At 74.3% G+C, this 2,229-nt stretch carries 4 protein-coding genes and 1 tRNA gene; 1 reads left to right on the top strand and 4 read right to left on the bottom strand.

Translation table 11 applies throughout. From position 1 onward, the window contains the following. Nucleotides 1-19: 19 nt before the first annotated feature. A complete protein-coding gene (locus HW578_RS28270) occupies nucleotides 20-157 on the top strand; it encodes a hypothetical protein (RefSeq protein WP_369407983.1) in 138 nt (45 codons plus the stop codon). A 94-nt stretch (nucleotides 158-251) separates the two neighbouring features. Here the strand turns inward: HW578_RS28270 and HW578_RS25710 are convergent, their stop codons facing one another. From HW578_RS25710 to HW578_RS25695, 4 genes are all read right to left on the bottom strand, one after another. Further along, nucleotides 252-788, bottom strand: coding sequence for a M23 family metallopeptidase (locus HW578_RS25710; RefSeq protein WP_232479290.1), 537 nt, complete (start codon nucleotides 786-788; stop codon nucleotides 252-254). A gap of 296 nt (nucleotides 789-1,084) precedes the next feature. Beyond that, nucleotides 1,085-1,645: a thermonuclease family protein gene (locus tag HW578_RS25705; RefSeq protein ID WP_198373553.1), complete on the bottom strand. Its 561-nt coding sequence runs from the start codon at nucleotides 1,643-1,645 to the stop codon at nucleotides 1,085-1,087. A 127-nt stretch (nucleotides 1,646-1,772) separates the two neighbouring features. Then, nucleotides 1,773-1,849: transfer RNA gene (locus tag HW578_RS25700), tRNA-Met, on the bottom strand. A gap of 20 nt (nucleotides 1,850-1,869) precedes the next feature. After that, nucleotides 1,870-2,163 carry an aminomethyltransferase beta-barrel domain-containing protein gene (locus tag HW578_RS25695; protein WP_369407982.1) on the bottom strand — a complete coding sequence of 98 codons (294 nt, stop codon included), beginning with the start codon at nucleotides 2,161-2,163 and terminating at the stop codon, nucleotides 1,870-1,872. Between the last annotated feature and the right edge of the window lie 66 nt (nucleotides 2,164-2,229).

Here is a 2,229-nt window from a genome sequence, read left to right as displayed (position 1 = left end):
GCGCTCGGCCGCGCGCGAGGTGGCGCGCCACCTGCGCGAGCTCGGGGCCGCCGGCGGCGGGCCGGCGCCGATGGATGGCGCCGACCGCTCGCGCTTCCTGAACGCGCTCGACACCATGTGCCAGGCGGCGCTGCGCCGCGCGCGCGGACAGGGCTGAGCCGGAGCGGCGTCCGCGGCGGTGGAGGCGGCTCCGGCCTTGTCCGAGAGGCATCCTCGCGCATGCGGCCGGACCAGGCCGCATGCGATCCGCTCTACCGATGCGGCTGGGCCGCGCCCTCGGCCAGCTGCGTGCCGTCATCGGTGCAGGCGGTGCGCGTCAGCCAGGGCCAGGGGTCGGTCGGGCGGCCCTGGCGGCGCAGCTCGACATGCAGATGGGCCCCGGTGGTCCGACCGGTTCGCCCGACGGCGGCGATCAACTGTCCGGGGAGCACCTGCGCGCCGGGGCGCACCTGCGCCTCGATGCGCGAGAGATGGGCATAGCGCGCGACGCTGCCGTCGCGGTGCTCGATGTCGATGATGGTGCCATAGGCGTACCAGCGCCCGGTGAAGACCACGGTGCCGCCCGCCGCGGCGCGCACCGGCGCCCCGTGGGGCGCACGCAGGTCGAGTCCCGGATGGAAGCCACGGCCGCGATAACCGAAGCCCGAGGAGTATTCGCCCGCCACCGGCATGGCGATCGGGCAGGGCGCGGCCTGCAGCGCGCCGGGCAGCAGCGCGGCGGCGACCGCGAGGCCCGCGACCGCGCGGGGCATGGAGGTCAGGCGCGTCATGGGGCGCGTCTGGCGCATGCGGTATGTCTCCGTTCTGGTGTCGTGAAGCCGGCGCCCCCTGGGGGCATCCGTCCGGTGCAATGGCCATGCCGCCGGCATGCGTCAACCCGGCGCGGGTTGTTCGAACCGCCGTCGTTTCAACCTGGGCGAGAGCATTTCGTGATGGCTACACGGGCGTGCCGTCACCGGCCTGCCCCATGCCGGCAGGGCAAACTCCTGGCCTTTGGCCTGCCGGCATGGCGCACGGGGCGGCCGCGCGCGGGACAAATTGCTGGTAACCGGCCGACGAAGGTCGATGCTTTGTCGGCCGGGAATCAATCGCGCTGCCGGGCGCGCCAGTCCCAGGGCGCATCGAAGCGACCCTCCCACAGGCCGCGCCGGGCTGCGCGCGCGGCCGCTTCCTGCGCCACGTAGTCGGTGGCGTAGCGGGTGAAGGCCAGCGCCCAGCCCTGGCGCACCAGCTCGGCGCCGATGTCGCGCCCCTGCTCGTCGTGGCAGCGCACGATGCGGCGCCCGTAGCGGTCGGTGTCGAGCTGCTCGCAGGACACCACGCCGCGGCCGAGGATGCCGGCCATGGCGGTGCGCGCCACCGCGCCGCAGGCATAGGGCTGGCCGCCGCGCTCGCAGGACTGCGCTGCCTCGGGCGCGTCGATGCCGTGGATGCGCAGACGATCGGCGCCCATCGACAGCGTGTCGCCATCCACGACGCCGACTCGGGCGCTGAAGCGCGTGGCGGGCGCCGGCGTGCCGTCGGGGATGCCGTAGACGACGCGCGGCACCTGCCCGACCGGGCGGATCAGCCCGGCCTGCCAGGGGATGAAGACGGCAATGCCGGCGAAGGCGAGGGCCGCCGCCCAGCGCAGCCACCAGGGCAAGCGCAGCCTGGCGCGAAGCTGCTCGACGAAGGATCGCCGCTCAGCCGCGCGAAGGGCGTCGCGCAGTTCAGGCGGAAGCTTGCTGCGGCGGAAGATGACGCGTGCCCCTCTGGACCCTGGGGAAGGATGGTAGCGGCGAGCGGACTTGAACCGCTGACCCCGGCATTATGAGTGCCGTGCTCTAACCAGCTGAGCTACGCCGCCATCCACGCGAGGGCCGCGAGTTAGGCCGCGTCCCGTGCGCTGTCAACCGATCCGCGCGCGCGCAGGAAGCCGCCGGCGAGCACGCGGTCGCCATCATACAGCACGCAGGCCTGACCGGGGGCCACGATTCCCGCCTCGTCGAGCACGAGACGCGCCTGCCCCGCCGCGGCATCCCAGGTCGCGGTCACGGCACGCGGGGCCTCCCGCGCGCGCAGCTTGGCCGTGCAGCGCAGCGGCGCGGCGGGCGGGTCGATCAGCCAGTTCATCTCGCCGGCGGTGGCCTCGGTGGTCGCGAGCGCGCCGCGCGGCGCCACGATGACGCGCCGGCCGGGCGCTACAGCGCCGGCGACTTAGAGCTTCTCCGGGCCATTCCAGGATGC

This window comes from Roseomonas rosulenta (assembly GCF_016106005.1).
Lineage (GTDB): Bacteria > Pseudomonadota > Alphaproteobacteria > Acetobacterales > Acetobacteraceae > Neoroseomonas > Neoroseomonas rosulenta.
Note: the sequence above shows the minus strand (reverse complement) of the source record. Positions and strands in the feature narration are given on the sequence as shown.

What these genes read in the sequence shown, in the direction of transcription:
- HW578_RS25710 (WP_232479290.1), bottom strand. Translation starts at nt 788, where the DNA reads ATGCGCCAGACGCGCCCCATGACGCGCCTGACCTCCATGCCCCGCGCG.